Raw genomic sequence first — 8,758 nt, 5'->3', positions numbered from 1 at the left:
GACCCCTTACGCGGCGCCGTCCGACAGTTCCGGCAGAGTGACCAACAACGTTCGTTCCCAGTTCTCCGGCACCTTATCCGCATCCACGACGACAGCGTGCAGATCCTCGAGGGCCCCCGGATCGACTTCGGACAATCGGGCCTGTTCGGCGATCAGATGTGTGACCCATTCGTCGGCCAGCGCACCCGTCAGACCCGCGCTCAGATCCGGCAGCACCATGGACGCGCCGACCCCGCCGACGGCCACCAGTTCCACCAGCGCCAGCGGACCCTGCCCGCGACCCAGCTGATAGGTGCGCGACTCGAAGGTCAGCTCCGCGGCCGAACGCACCCGATCGGCCAGGGCCGCCAGCGCGTCGTAGTCGAGGGTGATCGCGCCGGGTGCGGCGAAGACGGTGTCGTCGCCGCGCAGGGCGCGGGTGCGATGCGCGTAGGTGACCGGGCGCGCGGATTCGGCCGTCATCTCGGCGGCCACCGACGGATCGTCGAGGGCCAGCCAGTCGATGCCGGGCACCGGCGCCGGAGCGCCGACCGTCAAGCCGACCTTCACGTCCAGTCCGGCCGGCGGCACGGTGTCCGTCAGCGGCAGCGGCACCACGGCCGCACCCGCCTTGAGCACCGCCCAGGTGGCCACCGCGAGCTCGACACCGCGATCCAGCCGGATCGCCACACCGGTGCCCGGACCGCAACCGCGGCCGATGAGCACCCGCGCCAGCCGCGAGGAGCGGGCGTCGAGTTCGTTGTAGGACAACGCTTCCTCGCCCCACACCAGGGCCGGACCGTCCGGATCGTCCTCGACCACCGCCGACAGCGACTGCGGCAGCGCCGTGCCGCGGGCATTGGCGGGCGGCTGCGCGACCGGCGTGTTCGCCTGCGCGCGTTCGTGTTCGGTGGCATCCAGGATGTCGATATCGCCGACCGGAATGTGCGGGTCGGCCGCCACCGCGGTGAGGATGCGGGCCAGGCGGCGGCCCAGCGCCTCCATGGTCTCCGCGTCGAACAGATCGGTCGCGTAGGAGAACATCACCAGCAGTTCACCGAGCGCGCCGTCCGCACCGGGCAGCGGGTCCACGCCGATCTGCAGATCGAACTTGGCCTGCGCCAGTTCCGCGTCCACGGCCGAGACGGTCAGACCGGGCAGGTCCAGCACCGGGGTCTCGGTGTTCTGCAGCGCCAGCACCACCTGCAGCAGCGGATTGGCTGCGCCGCGACCGGGGGCCGCCACCTCGGCGACCCGCTCGAACGGCACATCCGCGTTGGCGAAGGCGGACAGATCGGTTTCGCGGGCCCGCTCCACCAGATCGTCGAAGGAGGCCGCGGTATCGACCTCGGTACGCAGCGGCAGCGTGTTCACGAACATGCCGACCAGATCGTCGAGGGCCTGCTCGCCACGACCCGCGATCGGCGTGCCGATGGTGATGTCCGAACTGCCGGACATGCGCGCCAGCAGCACCGCGATGGCCGCGTGCACCACCATGAACAGCGACGCATTGTGCCGCCGCGCAATCCGATTCAGGCCGGTGTGCACGTCCGCGCCGACACTGAAGTCGACGAGCGCGCCGACCATGGACGCCACCGGCGGCCGCGGGCGGTCCAGCGGCAGCAGCGCCGTCTCCGGCAGTTCCGCGAGCTGTTCGCGCCAGTACGCCAATTGCTGTGCGGCGACCGAGTTCTCGTCCTCGTCGGAGCCGATGACCGCGCGCTGCCACACCGCGAAGTCCGCGTACTGCACCGGCAGCGGCGCCCAGCCCGGGTTCTCCTCGCCGGAGCGGGCCACGTACGCGGTCATGATGTCGCGGGCCAGGGGGGCCAGCGACGCGCCGTCCGCGGCGATGTGGTGCGCGACCAGGATCAGCAGGTAGTCGTCGGGGGCGTCACCGGTGAGCAGCCGCAGCCGCACCGGAACCTGTGCCGCCACATCGAATCCGGTGAAGATGAGGTCCTGCACCCGCGCGCCGATGTCCTCGACCCGCTCGGCCTCCAGGCCACGCGCCGGGGTGCCGACGATCTCCGGCAGCGCCTGCGCCACCGACAGCACCTCCTGGTACGGCGCGCCGCCGGGCCCGGACTCCGGGTAGCGGGTGCGCAGCACCTCGTGGCGGGCCAGCACATCCTCGGCGGCCTGGCCCAGGGCGGGCAGGTCCAGCGTGCCGGTGAGGCGGATGACCATCGGAATGTTGTAAGCCGGTGAGCTGGTATCGAACTGGTTCAGCACCCACATGCGCTGCTGTGCCAGCGACAGCGGCACCCGCTCTGGGCGCTCCGCTCCGCCTCCCCGCGCTGCGGCGACCAGCGGCGGCCGGGTGCCGACACCACTGCCCGGCACGATGCGGGCGGCGAGGGCGGCGACCGTGGAGGTCTCGAACAGTTCACGCACCGAGACGCCCGCGTCGAGGGCCTCGTTGATGCGGGACACCGCGCGGGTGGCGATGAGCGAATTGCCGCCGAGGTCGAAGAAGTCGTCGTCCGCGCCGACGCGCTCCACGCCGAGCAGGTCGGCGAACACGCCGGCCACGATCTCCTCGATCGGTGTGGAGAGCGCCCGGAAACGCTTGGCCTCGAACACCGGTGCGGGCAGGGCGCGGCGGTCCAGCTTGCCGGAGGCATTGAGCGGGAACTCGTCCAGCACCACCACGGCCGCGGGGACCATGTAGCCCGGAAGCAGCTGGGCCAGTGCGGTCTTCACCGCCTCGGGCTCGACCGCCGCGGTATCCGATGCGCGGCCCGCCACGGTATCCGATACACGGCCCGCCGCGGTATCCGATGCGCGGCCCGCCACGGTCTCCCGCACCACGTAGCCGACCAGCTGATCACCGGCGTGCGGATCGGTGCGCACCACCACGACCGACTGCGCGACGCCGGGCTGCGCCAGCAGCGCGGCCTCGATCTCGCCCAGTTCGATGCGCAGGCCGCGCAGCTTCACCTGGAAGTCGGTGCGGCCCAGGTAGTTCACCTCGCCCTCGGCGGTCCAGGTGACCAGGTCGCCGGTGCGGTACATGCGCTCGCCGTGGCCGAAGGGGTTGGCCACGAAGCGATCCGCGGTCAGATCAGCGCGCGAGAGGTACCCGATGGCGAGCTGATCGCCCGCCAGGTACAGCTCACCGGCGACGCCCGGGGCGACCGGGTGCAGCCGCGAATCCAGCACGTACAGGCGGGTATTGAAGACCGGGCGGCCGATCGGCACCGCGACGGTGTCGGCGTCGGTGACCTCGTGGTAGGTGACGTCGACCGCGGCTTCGGTGGGGCCGTACAGATTGTGCAGCTCCGCGCCGGTCAGCTCGCGCAGCTTCTGCGCGGTCGGGGCGGGCAGCGCCTCGCCCGAGGCGAACACCCGCCGCAGCCGCAGGCCGCCGGTGCCGATCTCGCCGCCGAGCGTGGCCACGAAGACCGACAGCATCGAAGGCACGAAATGCACGGTGGTGACGCCCTGTTCGGACATGACCTGGGCCAGGTAGACCGGGTCGCGGTGCCCGTCCGGCTTCGCCACGACCAGCTTCGCGCCGTTCTGCAAGGGCCAGAAGAACTCCCACACGGACACGTCGAAGGTGGCCGGGGTCTTCTGCAGCACCACGTCATCGCCGGCGAGCCGGTATTCGGCCTGCATCCACACCAGGCGGTTGACGATGGCGGTGTGCGAGACCGCCACACCCTTGGGGCGTCCGGTCGAGCCGGAAGTGAAGATCACGTACGCGGTATTGCCCGCCCGCAGCGGCCGGATGCGTTCGGCGTCGGTGAGCGGCGCGGAGCTGTGCCGGTGCCCGGCGGTCGCCTCCAACTGCTCGGTGTAGAGCACCGTGAGTTCCCGGTCGCCGACACCGAATTCGTCCCGCTCGGTGGTCAGCACCAGGCGCGGGGCGGCGATGTCGAGGATGTAGCCGGAGCGTTCCAGCGGCTGATCCGGATCGATCGGCAGATACGCGGCGCCCGCCTTGAGCACGGCGTACATGGCGACCACCAGCTCGGTGGACCGCCGCATGGCCAGCGCCACCAGCGATTCCGGGCCCGCGCCGTAGCCGTTCATGAGCAGTTCCCGCGCCAGGCGGTTGGCCCGCTCGTCCAGCTCGCGGTAGGTGAGCGTCTCGTGCTCGTAGGACAGCGCGATATTGTGCGGGGTCGCCTCGACCTGCGCCTCGAACATCGAAACCAGGGTGGCGGCAGTGCCTTCCGGCAGCCCGACGGCGGCCTGCATATCGAAGGCGGTGTCGTTCCAGTCGCCGAGCACCCGCTGCCGGTCGGCGTCGGTGAGCAACGGCAGATCGCCGACCGGGACCTCCGGGTCGGCGGTGGCGGCCGCCAGCACCCGCTGGAACCGGCGCGCGAACGAGGCCACCGTGGCCTCGTCGAAAAGGTCCAGCGCATAGGAGAATTCGGCGGCCAGTCCGCTGGCGTCGCCGTACTCGTCGTACGACTCGGCCATGGTGAGCTGCAGGTCGAACTTGGCGAACGGGATCTGCAGATCCGCGCCCGCCACCTTCAGGCCCGGCAGCTCCAGCGTGGTGGGCGCCATGTTCTGGAACGCCAGCATGACCTGGAACAGCGGGTTACGGGCCTGCGAGCGCGCCGGATCCAGCAGTTCCACCAGGCGCTCGAACGGCACATCGGCATTGCCGAAGGCGCGCGCGTCCACGTCGCGGGCCTGCCGCAGCAGCGTTTCGAAACCGGCGGCCGGGTCCACCTCGGTGCGCAGCACCAGCGTGTTCACGAACATGCCGATGAGATCGTCGAGTTCGGCCTCGCCACGGCCGGCGACCGGGGTGCCGATCGCGATATCGCGGGTGCCGGACAGCCGCGCCAGCAGTACGGCCAGCGCGCTGTGCACCACCATGAACAGCGTGGTGTTGCGGGATTCGGCGAAATGCCGTGCGGCCGCATAGATCCGGTCGTCGATGCGGAAGGCGTAGGTGCCACCGCGGTAGGAGGCGATCGGCGGGCGCGGGCGATCGAACGGCAGCACCAGTTCGTCGGGCAGGTCGGCCAGGGTCTCGCGCCAGAACGCGATCTGCTGGGCCAGCAGCGATTCCGGATCGTCCTCGCGGCCCAGGGTTTCGCGCTGCCACACCGCGTAATCCGCGTACTGCACGGCCAGCGGCGCCCACTGCGGCGCCTTGCCACCGGCCCGCTCGACATAGGCGGTCACCAGGTCACGGGTGAGCGGGCCCATGGAGACGCCGTCACCGGCGATGTGGTGGATGACCGCGACGAGCACATGCTCCTCGGCGGCAATCCGCAAGAGCCGCAGGCGGATCGGCGGCGCGGCGGTGACATCGAAACCGCCGCCGACCACCTCGGCCACCCGGGCCGGGATATCGGCCGCGGCCACATCCAGCACCGGGATGACCGGCAGCGCGCGCAGATCGTCGGCCGCCAGCACCAGCTGGTAGCCCTCGCCGTCGACCTCCGGGTAGACGGTGCGCAGTACCTCGTGACGCGCCACCAGGTCACGCGCCGCGGCGCGCAGGGCGTCCACGTCGATGGCGCCGGTCAATCGCACCGCGGCCGGGATATTGTCCACGGCGCTGGTGGGATCGAAGCGGTTCAGGAACCACATGCGCTGCTGCGCGAACGACAGCGGCACCCGCTCGGGCCGCGGCAGCGAACCCAGCGCCGGACCGGCCGCCGGGACGGGCGTGCCCTCGAGCCGCTGTGCCAGACCGGACACGGTGGAGGCGTCGAACAGCACGTGCACCGGCACCCGCACGCCGAGCGCGGTGCCGATGCGGGCCGCGGCCTGCGCGGCCAGCAGCGAGTTGCCGCCGAGTTCGAAGAAGTCGTCGTCCGCACCCACGCGCGCTTCCGGATTGTCCGGAATCAGCAGCGTGGTGAAGACCTGCGCGATGGCCTCCTCGGCCGGGGTCGACGGCGCACGGAAGGCGCGCGCGGCGAATACCGGCTCCGGCAACGCATCCCGATCCAGCTTGCCCACCGGGGTCAGCGGGATCTCGTCCAGCACCACGAGGGCGGCCGGGACCATGTACGCGGGCAGCGACCCGCCGATGAATGCGGTCAGCTCGGCCGTGTCGAGAGTGGCTCCGGGACGCGGCAATACGTAGGAGACCAGCGCGGTCGCGCCCGAGGGCAGCGTCTTGCCGAGGGTCGCCGCGTAATCCACGTCGGCGTGCGAGGTGAGGGCGTTGTCGATCTCGCCCAGTTCGATGCGGAGGCCGCGGATCTTCACCTGGAAGTCGGAGCGGCCCAGGTACTCGATGACACCGGCTGTGTCCGATTCACCGCTCGCGGTGGCGGTGCGGCGCACCAGGTCACCGGTGCGGTACAGGCGCGCACCAGGAGTGCCACTGACCTCACCGAACGGGCTTGCCACGAAACGCTCGGCGGTGAGACCCGGCCGCAGGTTATAGCCCTGTGCCAGTGCGGGACCCGACAGGTACAGCTCGCCCACCACGCCGTCCGGCACCGGCTGCAGCCGCCCGTCCAGCACGAACGCGCCCACACCCGGGATCGCCGAACCGATGACGACCGGCTCGCCCGGCACCAGCGCCGCGGTGCTGGTGGCGAGAATGGTGGCCTCGGTGGGGCCGTAACCGTTGAAGAAGGACCGGGTTCCGGTGGTCCAGCGGGACACCAGTTCCGGGCCGAACTTGTCACCGGCCACCACCACGGTGGTCAGCGCGTCCAGTCCGGCCGGATCGACCGACTCCAGCGCGCCCGGCGTGATCAGTACGTGGGTGACCTCTTCGCGGCCGAGCAGTTCGGCCAGTTCGACACCGCCGAAGACACCGGCCGGCGCGACCACCAGGGTGGCTCCCGCGGTGAAGGTCAGCAGCAGTTCCAGCACCGAGACGTCGAAGCTGGGCGAGCAGACGTGCAGCACGCGGGAATCCGCGGTGACGTCGTAGTGCTCGCGTTCGGCGGCCACCAGCCCGGCCAGGCCGGTATGGGTGACCACCACGCCCTTGGGCTTACCGGTGGAACCGGACGTGTAGATGACGTAGGCCGGGTGCTGCTCGGTGAGCGGGCGCACGCGATCGGCGTAGGAGATGGTGTGCGCGGGCTGGGCGGCGATGCGCTCGGCCTGCACCGGATCGTCCAGTTCGAGCCATTCGGCGACATCGCCCAGCGCTTCGCGGTACTGCCGGACGGTCAGGCCCAGTACGGCGCCGGAATCGGTCAGCAGGTGCTCGATACGGTCCGGCGGATAGGCCGGGTCCACGGGCACGTAAGCGGCGCCGGTCTTGGCAACGGCCCAGACAGCCAGCACCGATTCGATGGACCGGGTGATGCCGATGGCGACCATATCGCCCGGGCCGACGCCGCGCGCGATCAGTTCGCGGGCCAGCTGCGCCGAGCGGGCATCCAGTTCGCCATAGGTATTTTCGCGCTGATCAGCGGGAATGCCGGTCGGATTGAACCGGATGGCAATGGAATCGGCCGCGGTCTCGACCGCGGCGGTGAGAAGCTGCCCGAAAAGAGGGCTGCCGGACCGACGCCGACGATTTCCGCGAGCTGTACGGCGGGCAGTATCCATTCGAGTGCATTCACCTCTCGGGTCCAACTGGTCCGCGCGCCGAAGATCTTCGGCCGACCCGCGTTCGACGCCAGTCAGTCGAAGCCGGGGGCGGACTCGGGCAATCTTACTGTGCTCGCCGAGCCCGCGACGACGGCTCGAGCTCAGTGACTATCGGTTACCACGCCCGGTTGTTGCAACCATGTGAGCTGTGCCACAAGCATTCACAGTGAGCTGTAACCGTTCACAAGGAACTGTGTCACAGACGGTCGCAGCCTGCCTGCCGGATGCGATTACCGGCCGATGTCACAGCCAGCCGCGACGGGTTGCCTGCACACCCGCCTGGAAGCGGGTGCTGGCACCCAGTCGCTCCAGCAGGCTCGCGGTCCGGCGCACCACGGTGCGCCGGGACAATCCCAGCCGGCGGGCAATGGTGTCGTCGGTCGCACCCATGCTCATCAGCGTGAGAATGGCCTTGTCGCGTTCGTCCAGGGCCTCCGAGGGATTCACCGAGATCGGGGTGGCCATGGTCCACAGCGCGTCGAAGGTCTTCACCAGCAGGTCGAGGGTCGGTGACGGGCCCACCCGGACGCCCATGGGATCGCCACGGCGTTCATCGGTGTGCAGCACCAGCACCGCCCGCCGATCGTCGGCGACGATGAGCTTCATGGGCGGATCCGGCAGGGTGCGGGCCGAGGCGCCGACGGCATTGGTGGCCAGCACATGTCGCAGTCGTTCCGGATCCTGGTAGATGGTCTCCTGGTACAGGGTCTTGTAGTCGATGCCGGCGCTGATGCGCGAGGTCTTGAGCTCGAACATCCGCTCCTCGGTCTCCACATCGGAGAGGAACGGGCCGCGCTCCACCACTTTCACGCAGGAGTGCGCGGTGTGCTGCAGATCCTCGAAATCGGCCAGCAGCTGGCGGCGTTCGTACACGGCCACCACCGCGCCGTCCGCGTCGGTGGTGCGGCGCACCGAGCGGAAGGTCTCCCCCAGCCGGGCGGCCGCGGACTGCATGCGCAGCATCTCCGAGTTGCGGCGGCGAGTCTCGGCCTCCGACAAGGCCTCCGGCGCATGCGCGTCCCAGCGCGACAGGCCATTGCTGTCGGTGAGCCGGACCGCGGCCTCGAGATGACACAGCGCTTCCAGCGCCGCCTCCGTCACGCGCGGCGGAACGCCGAGACGCTCCGCGACCTCGAGTGCGGTGGATCGTGGATGTTGTACGAGCAGTGCGTAAGTGCGGCCGTGCAGCGAGCCCGCGTCGAAGAGATCGTCCAGAGAAGTCACCGCACCCACC

At 70.2% G+C, this 8,758-nt stretch carries 2 protein-coding genes; both read right to left on the bottom strand.

Annotation, left to right across the window (positions count from 1 at the left end; genetic code table 11):
• Positions 1-6: 6 nt before the first annotated feature.
• Positions 7-7,482: an amino acid adenylation domain-containing protein gene (locus tag ACH438_RS17425; protein ID WP_397006260.1), complete on the bottom strand. Its 7,476-nt coding sequence runs from the start codon at positions 7,480-7,482 to the stop codon at positions 7-9.
• Positions 7,483-7,767: 285 nt separating this feature from the next.
• Complete coding sequence (locus ACH438_RS17420) at positions 7,768-8,748, bottom strand: LuxR C-terminal-related transcriptional regulator (RefSeq protein ID WP_397006258.1); 981 nt, start codon at positions 8,746-8,748, stop codon at positions 7,768-7,770.
• Between the last annotated feature and the right edge of the window lie 10 nt (positions 8,749-8,758).

Origin of the sequence: Nocardia sp. NPDC020380 (genome assembly GCF_044386975.1) — a bacterium.
GTDB lineage: Bacteria > Actinomycetota > Actinomycetes > Mycobacteriales > Mycobacteriaceae > Nocardia.
The sequence above is the reverse complement of the archived record's forward strand: the minus strand, read 5'-3'. Positions and strand labels throughout refer to the sequence as shown.